Source organism: Kocuria sp. KH4 (assembly GCF_053711175.1).
The window spans coordinates 49800-70049 of record NZ_JBSJYX010000005.1; the positions used below are offsets into that span (position 1 = coordinate 49800).

General features: G+C 68.0%; 18 protein-coding genes and 1 pseudogene. 11 read left to right on the forward strand and 8 right to left on the reverse strand.

From position 1 onward, the window contains the following. The first annotated feature begins 15 nt into the window (after nt 1–15). Both ACWCOM_RS05585 and ACWCOM_RS05590 read left to right on the forward strand, forming a co-directional pair. On the forward strand, nt 16–648 hold the full coding sequence (locus ACWCOM_RS05585; RefSeq protein WP_454547748.1) for a ClpP family protease: 633 nt from the start codon (nt 16–18) through the stop codon (nt 646–648). Continuing rightward, the gene (locus ACWCOM_RS05590; protein WP_454547749.1) at nt 645–1247 is read left to right on the forward strand and encodes a ClpP family protease; all 603 of its coding nucleotides are present in this window, start codon (nt 645–647) and stop codon (nt 1245–1247) included. Before ACWCOM_RS05585 ends, ACWCOM_RS05590 begins: the two co-directional genes overlap by 4 nt. 80 nt (nt 1248–1327) lie before the next feature. Here ACWCOM_RS05590 and ACWCOM_RS05595 read toward each other — a convergent pair whose 3' ends face one another. After that, nucleotides 1328–1708 (reverse strand): helix-turn-helix domain-containing protein, encoded by a 381-nt coding sequence (locus tag ACWCOM_RS05595; protein ID WP_454547750.1) that lies wholly within the window; start codon nt 1706–1708, stop codon nt 1328–1330. A 103-nt stretch (nt 1709–1811) separates the two neighbouring features. Between ACWCOM_RS05595 and ACWCOM_RS05600 the strand changes: the two genes are divergently transcribed. The 6 genes from ACWCOM_RS05600 (at nt 1812) to ACWCOM_RS05625 (ending at nt 7691) form a co-directional block, all read left to right on the forward strand. Next, nucleotides 1812–3500, forward strand: coding sequence for a LuxR C-terminal-related transcriptional regulator (locus ACWCOM_RS05600; protein ID WP_454547751.1), 1689 nt, complete (start codon nt 1812–1814; stop codon nt 3498–3500). A gap of 148 nt (nt 3501–3648) precedes the next feature. Continuing rightward, nucleotides 3649–4500 carry a class I SAM-dependent methyltransferase gene (locus ACWCOM_RS05605; RefSeq protein WP_454547752.1) on the forward strand — a complete coding sequence of 284 codons (852 nt, stop codon included), beginning with the start codon at nt 3649–3651 and terminating at the stop codon, nt 4498–4500. 115 nt (nt 4501–4615) lie between these two features. After that, on the forward strand, nt 4616–4909 hold the full coding sequence (locus ACWCOM_RS05610; RefSeq protein WP_454547753.1) for an ArsR/SmtB family transcription factor: 294 nt from the start codon (nt 4616–4618) through the stop codon (nt 4907–4909). Continuing rightward, on the forward strand, nt 4906–5313 hold the full coding sequence (locus tag ACWCOM_RS05615) for a VOC family protein (protein WP_454547754.1): 408 nt from the start codon (nt 4906–4908) through the stop codon (nt 5311–5313). The genes ACWCOM_RS05610 and ACWCOM_RS05615 overlap by 4 nt, the downstream gene beginning before the upstream one ends. Nucleotides 5314–6064: 751 nt before the next feature. Beyond that, nucleotides 6065–6340, forward strand: a complete 276-nt coding sequence (locus ACWCOM_RS05620) for a hypothetical protein (RefSeq protein WP_454547755.1) — start codon at nt 6065–6067, stop codon at nt 6338–6340. A 7-nt stretch (nt 6341–6347) separates the two neighbouring features. Further along, nucleotides 6348–7691, forward strand: a complete 1344-nt coding sequence (locus ACWCOM_RS05625) for a glycosyltransferase (protein ID WP_454547756.1) — start codon at nt 6348–6350, stop codon at nt 7689–7691. A gap of 314 nt (nt 7692–8005) precedes the next feature. Here ACWCOM_RS05625 and ACWCOM_RS05630 read toward each other — a convergent pair whose 3' ends face one another. The 4 genes from ACWCOM_RS05630 to ACWCOM_RS05645 form a co-directional block, all read right to left on the reverse strand. Further along, nucleotides 8006–9649 (reverse strand): polysaccharide biosynthesis tyrosine autokinase, encoded by a 1644-nt coding sequence (locus ACWCOM_RS05630; protein WP_454547757.1) that lies wholly within the window; start codon nt 9647–9649, stop codon nt 8006–8008. 44 nt (nt 9650–9693) lie between these two features. Continuing rightward, nucleotides 9694–10707: a GDP-L-fucose synthase family protein gene (locus tag ACWCOM_RS05635; protein ID WP_454547758.1), complete on the reverse strand. Its 1014-nt coding sequence runs from the start codon at nt 10705–10707 to the stop codon at nt 9694–9696. A gap of 14 nt (nt 10708–10721) precedes the next feature. Further along, a complete protein-coding gene (gene gmd / locus ACWCOM_RS05640; RefSeq protein ID WP_454547759.1) occupies nt 10722–11753 on the reverse strand; it encodes a GDP-mannose 4,6-dehydratase in 1032 nt (343 codons plus the stop codon). A 79-nt stretch (nt 11754–11832) separates the two neighbouring features. Next, entirely contained in the window at nt 11833–13068 is a 1236-nt protein-coding gene (locus ACWCOM_RS05645; protein WP_454547760.1) for a glycosyltransferase, read from the reverse strand. 176 nt (nt 13069–13244) lie between these two features. Here ACWCOM_RS05645 and ACWCOM_RS05650 point away from each other — a divergent pair, with 176 nt between their 5' ends. The 3 genes from ACWCOM_RS05650 to ACWCOM_RS05660 all read left to right on the forward strand — a co-directional run bounded on the left by ACWCOM_RS05650 (nt 13245) and on the right by ACWCOM_RS05660 (nt 16110). Further along, nucleotides 13245–13853, forward strand: a complete 609-nt coding sequence (locus ACWCOM_RS05650) for an acetyltransferase (protein ID WP_454547761.1) — start codon at nt 13245–13247, stop codon at nt 13851–13853. Beyond that, nucleotides 13850–15001 carry a glycosyltransferase gene (locus ACWCOM_RS05655; RefSeq protein WP_454547762.1) on the forward strand — a complete coding sequence of 384 codons (1152 nt, stop codon included), beginning with the start codon at nt 13850–13852 and terminating at the stop codon, nt 14999–15001. The genes ACWCOM_RS05650 and ACWCOM_RS05655 overlap by 4 nt, the downstream gene beginning before the upstream one ends. 485 nt (nt 15002–15486) lie before the next feature. Further along, entirely contained in the window at nt 15487–16110 is a 624-nt protein-coding gene (locus ACWCOM_RS05660; RefSeq protein ID WP_454547763.1) for a glycosyltransferase family 4 protein, read from the forward strand. Nucleotides 16111–16244: 134 nt separating this feature from the next. Here the strand turns inward: ACWCOM_RS05660 and ACWCOM_RS05665 are convergent. The 3 genes and pseudogenes from ACWCOM_RS05665 to ACWCOM_RS05675 form a co-directional block, all read right to left on the reverse strand. Then, a pseudogene (locus ACWCOM_RS05665) lies at nt 16245–17251 on the reverse strand (IS481 family transposase); the annotation flags it as partial. Between the two features lie 686 nt (nt 17252–17937). Next, nucleotides 17938–18306: a hypothetical protein gene (locus tag ACWCOM_RS05670; protein WP_454547764.1), complete on the reverse strand. Its 369-nt coding sequence runs from the start codon at nt 18304–18306 to the stop codon at nt 17938–17940. A 476-nt stretch (nt 18307–18782) separates the two neighbouring features. Next, the gene (locus ACWCOM_RS05675) at nt 18783–20057 is read right to left on the reverse strand and encodes an O-antigen ligase family protein (protein ID WP_454547765.1); all 1275 of its coding nucleotides are present in this window, start codon (nt 20055–20057) and stop codon (nt 18783–18785) included. Nucleotides 20058–20250 lie beyond the last annotated feature (193 nt).

The window sequence follows — 20250 nt, forward strand, 5'->3', positions numbered from 1 at the left end:
GTCCACGCTGGAGCCATGAACACCACCACCGCACCACCCAGGACCCCCATCGACGACGAACTGGCCTCCCGGCTGCTGGAGCAGCGCATCATCGTGCTGGGCGCCGAGCTGGACCAGGCCACCGGCAACCGGCTGTGCACCCAGCTGCTGCTGCTCTCCGCCCAGGACCCGCGCCGGGACATCAGCCTGTGGATCAACTCCCCGGGCGGCTCCGTCCCGGCGATGCTCGCGATCATGGACGTCATGCGGATCATCCCCAACGACGTCTCCACCCTCGCCATGGGGCTGGCCTGCAGCGCCGGGCAGTTCCTGCTCTCGGCCGGCACCCCGGGCAAGCGCTACGCCCTGCCGCACGCGCGGATCCTGCTGCACCAGGGCTCGGCCGGGATCGGCGGCACCGCCGGGGACATCGCCATCCAGGCCGAGGACCTGCGCCACACCCGGGACACCGTGCTGGGGCTCATCGCCGAGCACACCGGCCAGCCGGTCGAGCGGATCACGGCCGACTCCCAGCGCGACCGCTGGTTCACCGCCGGGCAGGCCCTCGCCTACGGGTTCGTGGACAAGGTCATCGCCGGGCTCGACGACGTCCGGCCCCGCGCCGCCGCGTCCCCCGCCTCGCCCGCCGCCGCGGGGGTGGGGTCATGAGCACCTACACCGTGCCCTACGTCGTCGAGCGCACGCCCCACGGGGAGCGCAGCATGGACGTCTTCAGCCGGCTCCTGGCCGAGCGGATCGTCTACCTGGGCACCGAGATCGACGACGGGGTCGCCAACGTCCTGATCGCCCAGCTGCTCTACCTCGACTCCTACGGCTCCGAGCAGCCGATCGGCTTCTACATCAACTCCCCGGGCGGCTCCACCACCGCGATGCTCGCCGTCTACGACGCCGTCCAGTACGTGGGCGCCCCCGTGGAGACCACCTGCGTGGGCCAGGCCGCCTCGGCGGCCGCGGTGCTGCTGGCCGCCGGCGCCCCGGGACGCCGCTCGGTGCTGCCGCACGCCCGGGTGGTGCTGCACCAGCCCGCCGCCCAGGGCCAGGGCGCCATCCCGGACCTCATCCTCGAGGCCGAGGAGATCGCCCGCACCCGCGCGCAGCTGGAGCAGGTCCTGGCCCGGCACACGGGGCGCACCCCGCAGCAGATCCGCGAGGACACCGACCGGGACCTCGTGCTCACCGCCGAGGAGGCGGTGGCCTACGGTGGGGCGGACCGGGTGGTGGCCCCGCGGGAGGTCCGGGCCCGCTGACCCGGGGCAGCGGGCCCGGGAGAGGGGTCCTCGGTGGGCAGCACCGGGGGAGCGGTGCCGGGGAGCGGCGCCGCGGGCGCTCAGACGGCCAGGGCCACGGGACCGGCCAGGCCGACCGGCCCGCCCGGTGCGGTCCGGGCGGCCGGGGCCGCGTCCCGCAGCACCCCGGTGGTGCCGGCCGTGAGGTCGAGCAGGTTCAGCCCCAGGGCCCCCACCACCGCGGCGATGATCTCCGAGGAGGGGTCCTTCACCCCGCGCTCGATCTCGGAGAGGTACTGCGTGGACACCCCGGACGTGCGCGCCACCTGCGCCAGCGTGAGCCCCTGCGCCAGGCGGTGGCGGCGCAGGAACATCCCGAGCACGGACCGCCACAGCGGGTCCACGGGCGCTCGCGGCGCCGTCCGCTCCCGCGGTGCGGGGACGGGGGAATACGCCGGTGTGGGCTCAGTCACATCGCTCATGGACCCATGCTAGGTCCGTCCCGGCATCGGCGGGCGGGTCCTCTGCTGTGAGCGGATCGCCGTCCGCCTGTCCCCGCGGCGGGCCCGGTGGGATACTGCTGGCATGGAGTCGCCGCAGACCGGCGGGCTGATCCAGGAGGGGGCGGAGGCGCTCGAACGGGCCGACTGGCCCGGTGCGCGCCGGGCCTTCGAGTGCGTCCTGGACGGTGCCGGCTCCGCCGAGCACGCGGCGGCCGCCGAGGGGCTGGGCCTGGCCCTGTGGTTCGAGGGCAGGATCGCGGAGGGCATCGAGTGGCGCGAGCGCGCCGTCACGGGCTACGCGGCCCAGCGCCGCTGCCACGACGCCGCCCGGGTGGCGGCCTGGGTGTCCGACCAGCACCTGATCGCCGGCCGGCCGTCCGCGGCCCGGGGCTGGCTCGCCCGGGCCGAGCGGATCCTCGAGGACACCCCCACCGGCGTTGGGCACGGCTGGGTGGCGATCGGCTGGGCGCAGCAGGCCGAGGCCGTCGAGGAGCAGGCCGAGCAGGCCGCCCGCGCACTGCGCATCGGCCGCGACACGGGGACGGAGGACCTCGAGATCCTCGCGCTGAGCCTGCTGGGCAAGGCGGAGCTGACCGCCGGGCACCGGGAACCGGGCCTGCGGCTGCTCGAGGAGGCCATGGTCGCGGCCACGGCGGGCCGGATCCGCAACGTCCACACCCTGGGCGAGACCTACTGCACCCTGGTCGGGGCCTGCGCCGAGGCGGAGGAGTGGGAGCGGGTCGTGGAGTGGTGCGAGCGGGTGGAGGGCTTCGCCCGGACCCACCACGCGGCGCCGCTGCTGGGGGTGTGCCGGACCGTCCACGCCGACGTGCTGATCGCCACGGGCCACTGGGCCGAGGCCGAGGCGGCGCTGACGTCCGCGCTGGCCACCCACGCCCGCGCCATCCCGGAGCTGAGCGTCCCCGCCCGCGCCTCCCTCGCGGAGCTGCGGATCCACCAGGGGCGCCTGCGGGAGGCGGAGCAGCTGCTGGCCCGGCGCGAGGAGCACCCCGCGTCCCTGCGCGCCCTGGCCCTGCTGCACCTCGCCGACGGGCGCTCGCAGGTGGCGGTCGCCCTGCTCGAGCGGGGCCTGTCCGAGACGGAGGGGCACGCGGTGCGCACCGCGCAGCTGCTGGCCGTCCTCGTCGACGCCCGTCTGGCGGCCGGGGACCCCGCCGGGGCGGAAGTCGCCGTCGAGCAGCTCCAGGGCATCGCCGGGGAGTCCGGGGTGCGGCTCGGCGCCGCGCGCGCCGATCTGGCGGCGGCCCGGCTCGCCCTGGCCACCGGGCACCGCGCCGCCGCGGCGGAGTCCGCCCGGCGGGCCCTGCGTGCCTTCGGCGTGCTGGCCATGCCGCTGGACGTCGGGCTGGCCCGGGTCGAACTGGCGCGCGCGGTGCGGGACGACTCGCCCGAGCTGGCGCGGGAGGAGGCGCTGGCCGCCCAGGCCGTCTTCCGGGAGCTCGGGGCTTCCCGGGAGCTGGACGCCGCCGCCCGGCTCCTGCGCGAGCTCGGGGGCGGCACGGCGCCGCGGTCCCGCAGCGCCGGGGAGCTGACCTCCCGCGAGCACGAGGTGCTGGACCTGATCGCCCTCGGGATGTCCAACGCGCGCATCGCGCGGGTGCTGGGGATCAGCCAGAAGACCGCCGGGCACCACGTGAGCCGGATCCTGATGAAGCTCGGGGTGCACAACCGTGCGGAGGCGGTCGCGCACGCGGTGGCCACCGGCCGGGACGGGGACCCGGGACGGGGCACCGGACGGGGCCCGGCATAGGGCTCCGGGGATGGGGATCGAATAGGGCGTTCTCCCGATGTTCGGCCCCGCCGGCCGGCGGATGCTGGATGGCGTGACACCACTTCACCGCACACCAGCAGCAGGCCTCGACCCGAGGCTTTCGCACCACCGAGCAGGAGACCCCGTCATGGCACAGACCCTCAGCACCCCGGCACCCGGCACGCCCACGGCGGACCAGCAGCTCAAGGCCAAGCACCGCGCCATCTGGGCCTCGGGCGACTACCCGGCCATGGTGGAGACGTTCCTGCTCCCGCTGGGCCCGCGCCTCGTCGAGGCCGCCGGCATCGACCCCGGCCGGCGGGTCCTGGACGTCGGCGCCGGCACCGGCAACGCCTCCCTGCCCGCGGCCGCGGCGGGCGCCCGCGTCACCGCCAGCGACCTCACGCCCGAACTGCTCGACGTCGGCCGCCGCCGCGCCGAGGCCGCCGGGCTCCACCTCGACTGGGTCGAGGCCGACGTGGAGAACCTGCCCTTCGAGGACGGCTCCTACGACGTGGTGATGTCCTCCATCGGCGCCATGTTCGCCCCGCACCACCAGCGCACGGCCGACGAGCTGGTGCGGGTGACCCGCCTCGGCGGCACCCTCGCGCTGCTCTGCTGGACCCCGGAGGGCATGGTGGGGGAGCTCTTCCGCACCATGAAGCCCTTCGCCCCCGCCCCGCCGCCGGGCGTGCAGCCGCCGCCGCTGTGGGGCAGCGAGGAGCACCAGCGCGGGCTCTTCGGCGGGCGGGTGGACCTGGCCACGGTCCGCCGGGACGTCCTCGAGGTCACGGCGTTCGAGCGGGCCCGCGACTTCGGCGAGCACTTCAAGGCCAACTACGGGCCCACCATCGCCGCCCGGGCCAATGCGGCGCGGGAGGGCCGGGCCGCGGAGTTCGACGCGGCGATCGACCGGCTCTGCGACGAGTGGAACCGCGGGAGCGCCGACCGGGCGCGCTTCGAGATGGAGTACCTGGTCACGGTCGGCACCCGGGTCTGACCGGACCGCAGCACGCGGAGCGGGGGACGCGCGACGTCCCCCGCTCCGCGTGCTGCCGTCGTCATCCGGCAGCACACCCTTGATCAGCAACTCCGGGGTTGCCTATCCTGGGTGCGTGGAACTCCTCTTCCAGGCGCTGGCGCACCCCGCGCGGCGGATCCTGCTCGAGGAGCTGGCCGCGCGCAACGACCAGAGCCTCTTCGAGCTGACCGTGCGCCTGACCACCGGCCACGGCCTGTCCCTGACCCGTCAGGCCGTGACCAAGCACCTGGCCGCGCTGCGGGAGGCCGGCCTGGTCACCCGCACCGTCCGGGGGCGCACCACGGTGCACCACCTGGACACCTCCCCGCTCACCGACCTGCGGCAGTGGCTGGACGCCCTGCCGCCCGCACCGAAGGACACGCCATGAGAATCACCACTGCCAGCATCTTCGTGGACGACCAGCAGAAGGCCCTGGACTTCTACACCACCAAGCTCGGCTTCCAGCTCAAGACCGACGTGCCGGCCGGGCCCTTCCGCTGGCTCACCGTGGTCTCGCCCGAGGTCCCGGACGGGGTGGAGCTGCTGCTGGAGCCCTCCGAGCACCCGGCCGTCCGGCCCTTCAAGGAGGCGCTGGTGGCCGACGGCATCCCGTTCAACAGCTTCGCCGTCCAGGACGTGCAGGCCGAGTACGAGCGGCTCACCGGGCTGGGGGTGCGCTTCGTGCAGGAGCCGGCGCGAATGGGCCCCGTGACCACTGCGGTGCTCGACGACACCTGCGGCAACCTCATCCAGATCGCCCACATGAACGCCCCGGAGGCCGCTGGGCAGTGAACCCGCGGCCCCGACCCACCATGTGATTGTGGTGCCCCATTACAGATCAATTCGGGCGCAGCCGTAGGCCTGCTGATTCCGTAGAAAACCGGTGCAACCACGGGCAACGCCGATACGACAGTGGTGGCTCGGTTGCCGACCTGACCGACGTCCACGGGGCCGCTCGCTCGTAGGCGAGACCCTGCATCCCGGCCACTGTATGACGCGAACGCGCCTGCCCCATCAGTGCGGTTGCGCGGCGTCGAGGTACTGATCCGCGCTTCCATAACTGATGATGTGACGGACGGTCGATCTCGATGCTCACCACCCTGTGTCCGATAGATCATCAAGTCGTCGCTGAGATTTGGCACCAGCCGCTGGTTGCATAGGTCACTCATCTGCGGCGAAGGGCTTCTCCAGGGAATTCGGACAGCCATCCCGAAGCGGCAACTGTTCCATGCTGGACATTTTGTGTTTTCTTCAGGGAGCACCAGTTATCAGCGGACGAGACGCATTGCTCGGGCATTGCCCACGGAGCCTCACGACGTCTCCTGGCGTGGCCGGTAGTGCTGTGCCCAGTCCAGGTTCGGGACTACCTCTGCGCAGGCGTTTGCATGCAGGCACATGTGTAGATATGTGGCGCCTCCGATTGATGGTCTTGTGACGCGTCACCGAGCCCTGTCATTCTGAGTGGAGTCGGCTCTTCCTGGGGGGAATGGAGCCGATTGGCCTGTCGGGGGGATGGGCCGGTCTCGGTCCACAGGAGCTGTTCGTGCTGTCTGTCTTTGTCATGCCCGCAGATATCGTTCCGTACGTAGAATCGGCGCAGTCGATCCTGCAGGCAGGGGAGCGCGTGATGCTCACCGTCGCCATGGGGCTGTTCTTGGCGTACCTGACGTTCATGCTGAGCGCAGTGACGATCTCTGCCGCCCTCACGCGCATCAGTGCCGTCAACGCTTATTTGCGCGGCTTCCGGCATATCGTGGCCACCCCAAGGCGGTTCGAGGAGCTGGAGCCCACCGCTGAGCCGCACGTTCTCACCGCGTAGTACCGCCATGACTGTCATGCTGTTCGATCAGCCGATCGACCCCGTCCTGAGCCTGGCGATCCTGCTGGTGACACTCAGCGTGCTGTACAGCCTGCTGCTGCTCGTACTGTCCCGACGGGATCCTGGATACGCTCGAATGCGCACGCACCATGGGCCATACGCGCATGCAGAGACTCCCGTGGTATTCGTGATTCCCTGCCTCAACGAAGACCGGGTGATCGGGGCGAGTCTGGATCGACTGGTCAGCTTGAACCATCCGCTTCTGCACATTCTCGTCATCGATGACGGCTCTGATGACGAGACTGCTTCAATCGTCAGGGCTCATCCAGATCCTCGGATCCATCTGCTGCAACGGGTGCTGCCTGAAGCACGACAGGGCAAGGGCGAGGCCTTGAACGCGGCCATTCAGCATCTGCGGGCCAGCCCGATCCTGGAGAACTGGAAACCCTCTGACGTGGTCGTGTGCGTGATGGACGCTGATGGAAGGCTGGATGCGCATGCACTTCAGGATGTGATGCCCCTGTTCGCGGACCAGCAGCTGGGGGCTGTGCAGATCGGAGTGAGGATCAACAACCGGGACCGCAATCTCCTGGCTCGCATGCAAGATCTGGAGTTCGTGCTTTACACGCACATTTTTCAACGAGGCCGGCGGCACCTGGGCAGCGTGGGGCTGGGGGGAAACGGACAGTTCGTGAGGTTCTCAGCATTGAACGACCTGGGTACCTCACCATGGTCGCGCAGCTTGACCGAAGACCTGGATCTTGGAGTCCGGCTCATCCTCCACGGATGGCACACTGAGTTCTGCTCCACCTCCTCGGTGCATCAGCAGGGCCTGGTGGACATCCAGCGCTGGATCAAGCAGCGCACCCGCTGGTTCCAGGGACACCTGCAGTCATGGTCCATGGTGTCCTCCGTGTTGCACAACCTCGTCGGCATACGCAGGGCTGACCTGCTGTACCACCTCACCAGCCCCTTCCTGCTGTTGCTGACCTCCTTCCTCAGCGCAGCCTTCGCACTGTGGATAGTTGAACTGGCAGCCGGATTCTTGCTGGGCACGGTCGTGTACTCGACGTGGTGGCTGTCGGCATACTTGGTCGCCTTTGGCCCCGCCCTGTTGTTCAGCCTCGTCTATTGGGGACAAGAGAAGGGTCACGGCCTAGGACGGCTGAAGGCGCTGCTGCTCATGCACGTCTACGTGCTCTACGCGATCCTGTGGTACGTCGCAGGTTGGAAGGCTGCCTACCGTGCGTTGCTGGGACACAATGGTTGGGCCAAGACGGAGCGATTGATCGAACGACGCGAGCGGGCCAAAAGCAGAATGGTAGAACCTGCCAGTGGGACCGCCGCGTAGGGCGATCCGTCGCTGTGATCAACCGGTGTCTCGTGAAGCTGATCGTCGCGCGGATTGGCGTGGTGCAGCAGGAATGTGGACGAGCGGATAGAAGGGTTCAAGTCCGCTACAACCTGGAGAACGGCTCGGATGTTGCAGCGGTGGCTGCGTCTCGTCCACCGTCCGGAAGCCACGTGCCTGTGCTCACAAAGTAGGGCTCGACGTAACAAAAGGTCCGTCTTCTCGATGACCCAGAACAGTAATCAAAGCCGCAGGGTGCCCTTCCGACGGGAAGGGCACCCTGCGGCCTGGGTGGGACGAGATCTTGAACGTGGTCAGTGTCCCGTGGACGTGGACCCGGTGGTCGAGCCGGGGCGCCCCCACGCCTCGATCCCGAAGGTCTCGTGCTCAGGGTTGTCCTGCTCCGTGGAGCGCTCGGCCCGCGGGGCCGGGGCGGCGTCCTCGGCGGCAGGGGCCGTGGGCTCCTTCCACGGCGCCGGCGGAGCGGCGGCCGGGGCCGGGACGACCGGCTGCGCACCGGTCCTCGGCGCCGGCTGGTCGTCCGAGCTCGCGTAGTAGGACTTGCCGTAGTACCCGTAGTAGCCGGCGTCCGCACCGGTGGTGGGCACGCGGTTGAGCACCACGCCGAGCACGGTGCCGCGGACCTGGTGCAGGTTCTCCAGGGCCTTGGACAGCTCGTCCGTGGTGGTCTTCTGCGCGGTGGCCACGATGATCGCCCCGTCCGCAGAGGCGGTGAGCAGCGCGGCGTCGGTGACCGGCAGCAGCGGGGGAGCGTCCACGAGGACCAGGGCGTCCTCGGCCAGGGTCTCGAGCATGGCGTGCATGGCCTTCGAGGACAGCAGCTCGGTGGGGTTGGGGGCGGTGCGGCCGGCGCCGAGCACCTGCAGGTTCGGGAACCGGTCGTAGGTCTGCAGCACCTCGTCCACCTGGACCTGCCCGGTCAGCACGTCGGTGACGCCCACGCCGGGGACCAGGCCGAACAGGTCGGTCATCACCGGGCGGCGGAGGTCCCCGTCGACGACGACGACGTTGCGCCCGGTCGAGGCGATGGCCACCGCCAGGTTCGCGGTGATCGAGGACTTGCCCTCACCCGGCAGGGAGGAGGTGACCACGATCATCCTCGGCGGGTTGTCCACCGAGACGAAGCTGAGGTTGGTGCGCAGCTCGCGCAGCGCCTCGGAGAACTCGTGGTGCCCGCGGCCGCCGGAGTAGCCGGTCTCGATGATCTCGCGGTGGCCCACCAGCCGCTCGTCCGTGGGGATCACCCCGAGGACCGAGACGCCGAAGCCGTCCCGGATCTCCTCGACCGACTTGATCCGCCGGTCCATCTTGTACCGGGCGAAGGCGTAGAGCAGGCCCAGTCCCAGACCGCCCACGAGGCCGAGGGCCAGGTTGAGCTTGAGGTTCGGCGAGGACGGGGCCAGGGGCAGGGAGGCGTTGCTCAGCGGCTGGACGGCCACGCGGTTGATCGCGTCCTCGTCGCCCTGGCTCTCCAGCTCCTGGACCTGACCCGCCAGGGCCACGACCCAGGCGTTGGCCAGATCGGCCGACTCCGTGGGGTCCTCGGCGTCCGCGGTGATGCGCAGCTCCGGGGTGTCCACGGGAACGTCCGTGGCGATGCGCGGCAGGATCTCCTCCGGCGTGGCGTCCAGGCCGAGCTCCTCGATCACGGACTCCGCCACCGGCCGGGACGTGGCCAGCGACTCGTACGAGACCGCCTTGGACTGGGCCAGGTTGTTCCCGGCGAGCGCGCTGGCCAGGTCCTGCTCACCGGTCGCCACGACCAGCCCGGACGCGGTGGCCGAGTAGATCTTCGGCTGGAGCAGCGTCCAGCCCAGGGCCAGGAGCGTGCACAGCAGGGTGATCAGCGTGATGGCCCGCCAGTGGGTGCGCACCAGACGCAGCAGATCCCGGGCATCGAGCGCCGGGGCTTCGCGCTCTGCGTCAAGGTGCTCCATGGTTCTCCTCGGGATCGGCTCGGGGGTGGGGGGTTGCGTGACGGTCACTCGCGGATACCGTCCTGGTGCTCGCGGAACCAGTCGACGGTGGTGCGCAGGCCCTCCTCAAGGGGGATCCGGGCGGACCAGCCGGCCGCGGCGAGCTTGGAGACGTCCATGAGCTTGCGCGGGGTGCCGTCGGGCTTGGTGGTGTCCCACTCGATGCGGCCCTCGAAGCCCACGGCCTCGGCCACCCGGTGGGCGAGCTCCTTGATGGTGACGTCGGTGCCGGTGCCCACGTTGACGTGCTCGGGCCCGTCGTAGTGCTCGAGCAGGTGCAGGCAGGCCTCGGCCATGTCGTCCACGTGCAGGAACTCCCGCAGCGGGGTGCCGGTGCCCCAGTTGGTGACCGACGCGGCGCCGGTGAGCCGGGCCTCCTCGTAGCGGCGGATCATCGCCGGCAGCACGTGGGAGCCGGTGGGGGAGAAGTTGTCCCCGGGCCCGTAGAGGTTGGTGGGCATCGCGGAGATCCAGGGCAGCCCGTACTGGCGGCGCACGGCCTGGATCTGCAGGATCCCGGCGATCTTGGCGATCGCGTAGGCGTCGTTGGTGGGCTCCAGGTGCCCGGTGAGCAGGTACTCCTCCTTCAGCGGCTGCGGGGCCAGCTTCGGGTAGATGCACGAGGACCCGAGGAACAGCACCCGCTCCACCCCGTGCTCCAGGGCGGCGTCGAGGACGTTGACCTGGATCCGCAGGTTGTCGGAGAGGAAGTCGACGGGGTAGGTGTTGTTGGCCAGGATCCCGCCGACCTTCGCCGCGGCCAGCACCACGTAGCGCGGCTTGGCCTCGGCGAAGAAGGTGAACACCGCCTCGCGGTCCTTGACGTCGAGCTCGGCGGAGGTACGGCCGATGAGGTCGGTGAAGCCCTCGGCCTGCAGCCGGCGCCAGATCGCGGAGCCGACCAGCCCGCGGTGCCCGGCCACGTAGAACGGTGCGGTGCGATCCAGCGGGCCGGGGACGAACGACGTCGTCGTGTCTGCTGTTCCCTCGGTGGTTTCTTCGGTGGTCTGTGCGGTCACGGTGGACTCTCCCGTCACTTGGCCCAGGAGGCGAGTTCGACGGAGTCGACCCAGGCGTCGTTCTCCAGCATGGCGATGTCGGCGTCCACCATGAGCCTGGCCAGCTCGGGGGCCTTGATGGTGGCCTCCCAGCCGAGCTTGTCCTTGGCCTTGGCGGGGTCCCCGATCAGGGCGTCGACCTCGGTGGGGCGCAGGTAGCGCTCGTCGAACTCGACGTGCTCGCGCCAGTCCAGCCCGGCGTGGTCGAAGGAGATCTCCAGGAACTCCCGCACCGTGCAGGGGGTGCCGGTGGCCAGGACGAAGTCCTCGGGCTCGTCGGCCTGCAGCATCCGCCACATGCCCTCCACGTACTCCGCGGCGTAGCCCCAGTCGCGGATGGCCTGCAGGTTGCCCATGTAGAGCTTCTCCTGCTGGCCGGCCTTGATGGCGGCCACGGCCCGGGTGATCTTGCGGGTCACGAAGGTCTCGCCGCGGCGGGGGGACTCGTGGTTGAACAGGATCCCGTTGACCGCGAACATGTCGTAGGCCTCGCGGTAGTTCTTGGTGATCCAGTAGGAGTAGATCTTCGCCGCCCCGTAGGGGGAGCGGGGGTAGAACGGGGTGGTCTCGGACTGCGGCGGCGGGGTCGCCCCGTAGAGCTCGGAGGTGGAGGCCTGGTAGTAGCGGGCGTCCACGTTGGCCAGGCGCATCGCCTCGAGCAGGCGGATGGTGCCCAGACCGGTGGTGTCCCCGGTGTGCTCGGGCTCCTCGAAGGAGACCTTCACGTGGGACTGGGCGGCGAGGTTGTAGACCTCGTCGGGCTGGATCTGCGCCATCAGCGTCACCAGCCGGGAGCCGTCGGAGAGGTCGCCGTAGTGCAGGAACAGCTTCGCGTCCGCCTCGTGGGGGTCCGAGTACAGGTGGTCGATCCGGTGGGTGTTGAACGTGGAGGCCCGGCGGATCAGACCGTGGACCTCGTACCCCTTGGCGAGCAGCAGCTCCGCCAGGTAGGAGCCGTCCTGACCGGTGATGCCCGTGATGAAGGCCTTCTTGGGGGTGGCGTGCATGATCGTCCTTCGGGGGGATGAGGCGTGGGCCGTTGGGGGGACAGCTTTATGCTAGTGAATCAACCGGCAAAGCCGGTGATCAGCGGCGGACATGTTGCGTCAAAGATCGGAGCACGTCGTCCCACCGGCGCATGGCCGTATCGGCCGCCAAGTGCTCTGCGACGTACGCGGGCCCGAGACCGCCGATCGCGGACGCCGTGGCGCGGTCACCGCCGAGCTCCTCGGCGGCCTCCAGCAACCCCGCGGGATTCCCGGACTGGATGACCCGTCCGGCGCCGGAGGACTCGATCTCGCCGGCGGACGAGCTCTCGTCGTCCACCGCAGCCAGGACAGGTCGTCCCGTGGCGAAGTAGGACGTCAGCTTGCTCGGCACGCACATCTCCCGCAGCTCGGGCTTCTCGTTCACGAGCAGGACATCGGCGGCCGCCAGCGCGGCCGTGTACTCCTCGTCGGGCAAGGGATCGATGAACTCCAGGCTCTCGATGCCCTCCGCAAGCCCCCTGAGGCGCTGCAACTGGTTGCCGGCCCCGAGCAGGACGAACCGCACCCGGGAGCCGCGCTCGTCGGCGAGCCGGGCGGCGTCCACGACGTTCTCCAGATACTGCTTCACACCCATGTTGCCGGCATGGAGGACGACCACCTCGTCCTCGGACCAACCCCGCCCGGCGCGGACCGCGGCCGTGTCGATGGCGTGCTGCGGCGTGATGTGGGACCAGTTCCGGTGGATGAGCGCCCGCTCCGGGGCGACGCCCAGTTCGTTGACCGCGTGGCGGCGGAACCGGTCGTGGATGACGATCACCCGGTCCATGGCCCGCAGGACGAGCCCTTCGACCTTCCGCATGACGAGGGCCAGCGCAGCGGCCGAAGTGTGCACCTCCTCGAGCCCGCGGGAGTAGAGGTCCTGGATCCAGATCGCCGTTCCGGGACGGCGCCGGCCGAGCTTCGCCCGGAGGGACGCCACGCCCGAGGAGAACAGCCCCGGGTTGACGAACAGGACGACATCCGGCCGTCCCCAGTCCGCGAGGGCGGCACGGAGGCCGAAGTGCACCTCCATCAGCAGACGGTTGAGCAGCTTCGGCTCCGCAGGCACGTAGTGGCGCAGCCGGAGAACCTCAACGCCGTCCTGCTCCTCCTTCAGCGTGCGCCCCTCGTAACCGTCATGGACGCGCCACTGCGGGTAGTGCGGGAACCCCGTGATGACCTTGACGTCCCAGCCCAGTTCGGCCATGCCCTTGGCGAGGGCCGTGGTGTACGGGGCGTTGCCGCTGGACTCGGGTGCGTAGTTGATGCCGATGATCGTCAGACGTGGGGGCATGGGGGTGCTTTCGTCACACTGGGAGCAACGCCGAGGGGGATCAGCGGCCCACCGAGGGGGATGGGGTATAAATCGAACGATACATGTGAGCGCATTCAGCTCCGGGACGACGCCCCACGTCGCGCCGTGGTTCAGCTCACATGACCCCCCCCCGCCCCCCACTCGCAGAGGTACCCATGGCATCCCCCGCCGAGCACGGCCCTGCCGACACCGACGTCCCGGTCATCGACCTCTCCCGAGCCCCCGGCGAGGGCGAGGCATGGAACCGCCCGAAGTGGATGATCTACCTCTGGTCCGCCACGGAGCTCGTTCTCGTCACGAACCCGTGGCAGATCAGCTCCGGTCTCCGCGCCAAGGCCCTCCGAGCCTTCGGCGCGAAGATCGGCGACGGCGTCATCATCCGGCCCCGCACCCGCATCAAGTTCCCCTGGAACCTGGAGATCGGTGATCGTTCCTGGATCGGCGAGGGCGTGTGGATCCACAACCAGGATCAGGTCACCATCGGGCACGACGCCGTGGTATCCCAGGAAACGTTCATCACCACCGGCAGCCACGCCCACCGCAAGGACATGGGCCTCATCACCCGGCCGGTGACCATCGACGACGGCGCCTGGGTCACCTCTCGCTGCGTGGTCACCGGAGGAGTGACGGTGGGTCGGTCGGCGTTGGTGCAGCCGCTGACGCTGGTGAACCAGAACATCGATCCAAACCTCGTCATAGGTCCTCCGGCGACCGAAGTCAAAGGACAACGTTTCAGAGGCCGACCCGAGGCAGCACAGTCGTGAGGATCCTCCAGGTCGTCACCTACATCAGCCCGGACGGCGCCTACGGCGGCCCAGTGCGTGTGGCCATCAATCAAGCTAAGGCGCTCAGCGAAATGGGTCACGAGGTGGTGGTTGCTGCTGCTGCAGGTGGTTTTGAGGGTCCGTTGCCGGACGCATTCGACGGCTTTCCGGTGCATCTCTTCCCGGCTCGCAGAGTGATACCGAAGTCCGGGTTTGCCGGCCTCACCTCACCGAGTCTTCTCAATTGGCTTCGAGGCGCAATGCGCAACGTCGATGTAATTCACGTACATCTTGCGCGTGACCTGGTAACCCTTCCAGTAGCAGCCATTGCTTTACTGGCGAAAAAACCGCTCGTCGTCCAGACCCACGGTATGATCGACCACACCGACAATGTCTTGGGCGTACCCCTGGATCGAATACTCACACGGCCGGTCCTCCGCGCCGCACGATGTGTCATGTATCTGACAGATCGAGAACAGGCAGACCTGATCGATGTGGCGGGAGCGCACCTCCGCCTCGCCCACCTGCCCAATGGTGTGCCACTGCCGGAGTCCCCGGCGACAGAGCATGCCAAAGGACCGCATGTCGCGCCAGAAGCCCTCTACCTTGCGCGGCTGCATCCTCGGAAGCGGCCCCTGGTTTTCGTCCGAGCGGCTGGCGCCCTAAGCACCGTCTTTCCCACTGCGCGTTTCTCCCTCGTTGGGGCGGATGAGGGAGAAGGTAAGGCTGTCCGCGCCGCACTGCAACGGCAAAACGGCATGGGCAGAATCACATGGTCAGGCTCAGTGGCGCCCGAAAAGACACTTGAGCGCATGCGGAAGGCCGCTGTCTACGTTCTGCCTTCCACAGACGAGCCCTTCCCCATGGCTGTGCTCGAAGCCATGTCATTAGGCCTACCAGTGATTGTCACGGACACGTGCGGACTCGCCCCCATGGTGCAGGAACAGAGCGCGGGCATTGTCTGCAGTGACGATCCGGAAGATGTGGAGCGTGCATTGGCACGGCTGCTGGCAGATCCTGAGTTACGCCTCGAAATGGGTTATCACGCTCGCAGAGCCGTCAAGAAGACTTATTCGATGCCATCGGTGGCCGCAAAACTTCTCTCAATCTACATCACTGCTTACAAGCTGAAGGAGTCGCCGGCATGACTCGGCGAGTGGTAATTGTCCAGCCCTACGTGCCCACATATCGCGTGCCATTTTTTGAGCGGCTCCGCCAAGTGCTCATCAGCCAGGGAGTGGACTGCATTGTGGCCGCTGGTGTACCTCGAGGCGATCAGGCCGGCCGGGGAGATTCGGTTCGGCCTGACTGGCTGATACCCATTCAGCAAAAAACCTTGACCGTCGGCAGGCGCTCCGTCGACTTCAGCATCCGACCAACTCCGTGGCAGCACACTGATGCTGTGATTCTCGGACTGGAGGGATCGTCGATTCCGGTGTATCAGTGCTTGCTCATGGCTCGTGCTACCGGAGTGCGCGTTGGACTTTGGGGACACGTCCGGCCATACGTAGCCCCGGGACACCCCGTGGACCTAGGGCTTGAGACACTTCAAATGAGATTAGCGGATCATATATTTGCTTATACCCCCGGCGGCGCGGCAGATGCGGTGAGTCGAGGTGTGCCGGAGGAAAAGGTGACCACCGTCATGAACACCGTGGACACAGCGGCATTCCAACACGCGTGTGAAACAACGCAATGTACGGTCGACCGTATCGCCTTCCTTGGAGGGGGTCAGCGCCGGCACACATTTTCATTCGTCGGCGGCCTGGACTCCAGTAAGCGCATTGCCTTCCTCGCCGACGCCTTAGACATCTTGTGGGGGGAGGATCCTAGGATTCGGCTTTTAGTGGGCGGTGCCGGCGCAGAGCGTAAGTTGCTGGATCCTGCGGTCAAGCGCGGCCAGGTTGTGGACCTTGGGCCGGTGGACACCCGCCGCAAGGCGGATGCCCTAGTTTACAGCCGGGCGATCTTAATGCCAGGACGCATCGGCTTGGTCGCCGTGGACGCTTTAGTGGCCCGTCGGCCAATTCTTACAACGGATTGGCCGTGGCACGCACCCGAGAGCGAGTATCTCGTTGAAGGGGTTTCCCGCCTGACGTCTGCAGACGACCCGCGCGCATACGCGGATATGGTTTTGCGGATAGCGCGACAGGCGCCAGTTGACGAGTCAGCGAGTTCCTGGGATTACCCAACGCTCGACGAGATGACTCGCCGTTATACCGAGGGCGTTGTGGCGCTTCTTCGGGGCACGTCCTAATTTTTGCCTAACACCGGTGGAGTATTCGTGTTGCAGAAGGACGATTTTCCGGATCTTGTACCCCCGCAGAGCTACTGACTGCCGTCGCTGTGCATCTGCATGCTGCATCTGTGAGTGTGGACCTGAAGGACCTGGTTGTAAGAAAGCATGACGTTACTGGCGCGGTCCGGGGTACGTGAGGCGGGAGTTGATCACCGCAGGCGGCATGCGGCCGATGGTAGTTGAAATGATTCACTCAGACCTCGATCGCCTCCCGGCGGGCCTGCTCGCTGGCGTAGGGGCGGGCGTAGAGCACCTCCTCGGCCAGCAGCCGGTTGTACCGCTCAACCTTGCCGTTGGGCCGCGGTGTGTATGGCTTGATGCGCTGGTGCCTGCCAGCAAAGGCTTCCACGCACCGGGTGAAGTCCTTGACCCGGTAGTTGGCGCCGTTGTCGGTCACGATCCGGTGCAACCGCGAGATGCCGTGGGTAGCAAAGAAGGCTCTCGCCCGGCAGAAGAACCCGATCGTGGTGGTGGCCCGCTCGTCTTCAAGGGCCTCGGTGTAGGCCAATCTCGAGAAGCCGTTCACGGCTGAGTGCAGATAGGTGTAGCCGACCTTCGCCCCGGGACCACGCTAGGCCGCCTTCGCGGCGGTGGATCTGCGGCCGTGGGCGCGCTCACCGCCGCCGTTGGGAATCCGTCCGAGCTTGTTCATGTCCAGATGAACCATGTACCCCGGCCGCCCCGCACGGATCCGCCGGGGTGGGTGCCGCGGGTCATCCCCGTCCGGAGTGAGGTCGCGCAGCCGAGAGATGCCCAAGCGGGCCAGCCACCGGCCCACCGTGCGCAGGTGCAGCTCTTACCCGAGATCCAGCAGGTGGCGGTGAATCCATCTGGCCAACCACTTCCGTTCATGCCGCAGGGACTCGATCAGCTCCAGGACCGCTACCGGGGTGCGGGTACGGCTGGTGTGCGGGGTCGAGGGCCGATCAACCAGCCCCGCCTCATCGGGGGCGAGGTAGTGGGTCACTCACGTGGTCACCGTAGGCCTGGAAACCCGATACTCCGCGGCCATATGCGCCTTCGGAATGCCATCGCGAAGACGGGGCAGGACCATCCGCAGTCGGCCGGTTGGGGTCAATGGTGCGTTTATGTGAGGCATGAACAGTCTTTTTTGCTGCGGACGGACGGTGTAAGAACTTCCATCCTGTGGTGGGGAGCCCGTTCCTTATTTCATCGGCATACCCGTGGCAACAACCTCATGCTCAGCAATAACTGATATGTAGGGAGTTCCTGTCAAGAGGGCAGGGTGAGGCGCCGTTCGGATGGCTTCCGGACGGCGCCTTTTTTGGCCCGGCCGGTGCTGCCTGGGGAGCGTGTCGGTGGCGACGCGCGGTCAGACTGATATGCGCGGGATGTGTACCACTGGATGGTGTTCGGCCGGAGCGGACCGCTTGTCTAGGATCCAGCGTCGCACCACGACAGCGGTCGTGGTGCTGCTCATTGTTGTTTCGCGGATCGTTCCACGCGCTGCCTGCGGATCAAGCGTCAAGGGACCAGCTTAAGGGCGGCCGATCAGTCCCCCATCACCGCCAGCGACCAGCACCACTCGGCCAGATCCCGGGCGATGGCCACATTGGCGACCGTGGGGCGCTTCTTGCGCTCGAGTATCCGCACCCAGCGCTCGTGCAGCCGCTGATTGCCGGCGTCCCCGCAAGCCCGGGCCGCGACCGGGGCTTGTCCCTCCGGGTGCGCATGGTGGCCCCGATCCTGTAGGCAGGGCGGTGGTGCCAGGCGGCTTCGACCAGCAGTCGGCGGGCGTGGGTGTTGCCGGTGAAGCGGTGCCAGTCACCGACCTTGACGGCCAGGGTGAAGCCGGTGAGGACGGATATCCCGCGCAAGCAGCGCACCCGATGCACGACCCGGGGTGAACTGGGAGTCGACGGCCATCGCGGTGATCGTCGCATCCAGCCGGTCGCCGCGGCCCAAAGTCGCCAGCACGGTCTCGTGCTCGGCGTCGAAGGCCATCGGGATCGCCGGTGTTCCCAGGTGCTGGCGGGCCAGGCAGCCGTGGTGAGCGCCCGTCCAAGCCGCCCCGTCGGTGTAAACGACGCCGTGGCGCAGCAGCAGCTTCGACACCCGGTGGCGGGCTCGCATCAGGTCCCCGTGGCAGTCCTCCCTGGCCCGCACCAGGTCCCGGGCGGCTTCTTGCTCCACATGGGAACCGTCACCGTGGTGATCTCGTCCAGGGGCAGCAGCCGGGCCGGGTGCACTGCATCCCGTGCATCGGTCTTGGTCCGCTGACCGGAAGTATGCTGCAGCTTCGATGGAGCCGCGACCACGCACCAGATCCCGTTGTCATTCAAAATCCGGGACAGCTCGAACCCGGTGGGGCCAGCCTCGTAGGCCACCGCCGCCGGCCCTGGCAGGTCCCCGATCCAGCTGCGGATGTGGTCGTGATTAGTGGTCAGTCTCACCTGGATCAGTTCGCCGGTGGCACCGTCGATCGCTGCGGCTGCGACCGATCGTGCGTACACATCCGGGCCTACGCTCGTACGCTCTGTGAACACCGGGGCCTCTCGCACATGTCGGATAGGCCGAGCAGGCGGCCTCTGCTCGATAACCCACGAATCTGTGTGCGTGAGGCCCCGGCCCGCAACCCCCGGCGAACCCAGGTGGTCACTACATACCGTTTAGCCAACCAACGCCGGAGCGGTCGAGGCGGCGAACGAACGTCGCCTAACCGGCCGGGTCTGGGTGCGCTCTACCTGATACGCCACCGCGGCCAGGGCGATCGGCAACCAGAAGTAGCGGTTGAAGAAGCTGGGGGCGGTCATCGCGAACACCAACGCGGTGATCATCCCAGCTGCCGCAGCTGCCGGGACACCGCGCTGCCAGGCCGACCGCAGGCCACGCCACACGAGCCGCACCAGGATGATCACCAGGCCGACGGTGAAGATCATCCCGCCCTGGTATAGCGCCGCCACGAAAAAGTTGTGCGCCGGTAGATCCACAGCTGTGACGGCGGCGGCGGGTTCCAACCCGGCCCCGAGGAACAGGTTTTGGATGAACCCCTCCCACCCGGCGACGATGCTTTCCCACCGGGTCGCGCTCGTGTTGAGCCCGGCGTCACCACCGGTCAGTCCGGTGGCCTGCTTGATCCGCTCGACGGGGGTGAGGGCGTTGTCCTGAACCGCCATCGCGGAGATCGCCCATGAGGCACCGGCCACCATGAGTACGCCCAGGGCGAGGATCTTGCCCAGGTGCAGACGGTGCCAGATGAGCAGGGCGAAGATCCCAACGACGGCGGCGATCATCCCGGACACGCTGCCCGAAAGGATCAGCCCGACGAGGCCGAGCGCGAGGGAAAGCACACCGGCGAGCCGCCGCACGGTACCTCGGGAGAACAGCAGGCCGGCGCCGTAGACCACGGCGAGACAGACGACCCCACCTGTGTCACTGACGTGCACTGCGAAACCCGGGAACCGGCCGCCTGTGGTTGTTTGTGAACCGGGGATGATGTCGCCCACAAGCAGCTGGACAATTGAGCCGGCGCCGCAAGTTGCCGCGCCCGCGGCCAGAAAACCGAGCCCCGTGGCGAGCCTTCGCCGGGTGTCGAGCAGCACGGTCATCGCCCACGGAATTAGGAATGCCAACAGTGCGACCCTGGCCGCCACGGTCGCACTGCCTGAGGGGTTGGCGGCCACGAAACTGGTCAGCACTCCCCCCACGAAAAGCAACGCGAATGCGGCCACCCCACCGTTGCCGAACTTGATGGGACGCCCATTTAAGGCAACGTCGGCGGCGGTCACGAGGAACGCGCCGATGAGCAGCACGTCCCCGACGGTGATCTGGCCACCGATGCGGATCACCAACAGTGACACCATGAACAGCCCCGCGTAGAGCAACGTGCGGGCTATGGCGAGCAGGTGTATGCGCTGCGGGGTCGAGGGGCGGTTCATCATCATGGTGATCTACTCCGGCTCGATCTCATTGAGGGCCCTGCGGATGGGCAGCGTGGATCGCTTCATAGGTGCTCCGCTCGGGGGGTGCAGTACCGGGGGGTGTATTAAGCAAGTGTAAATGTTGGCATGGCCTCGCCCTTGGACCTTACGCGCCACAAGCAGATCTCGTTCCTGGCTGTTCATGTACACCACACGA